General features: G+C 78.0%; 1 pseudogene. It reads left to right on the forward strand.

From position 1 onward, the window contains the following. A pseudogene (locus ACZ6JE_RS15355) lies at positions 1-254 on the forward strand (phosphoenolpyruvate--protein phosphotransferase); the annotation flags it as partial.

Below are 254 nucleotides of genomic sequence, written 5' to 3' on the forward strand. Positions count from 1 at the left end.
GTCCGGGCTCTCGGCGACGCCGGGGCGACCGCGGGGAAGCCCGTGGGCATCTGCGGCGAGGCGGCGGCCGGGGTCATCGACAGCGTCGTGGCCCCCAGTCCGACGAGCACGACGGCGAGCAGCGGGTCGGCCGCCCTGGCCGACGTCCGCCTCGAGCTGTCGAAGTACACGATCGAGCAGGCGCGCGCCCTTGCGGCGGCTGCGATCGATGCGACGACGGCGCCGGGCGCGCGCGAGGCCGCCGAGGCGGTCGC

This window comes from Frigoribacterium sp. AC759 (genome assembly GCF_979256015.1).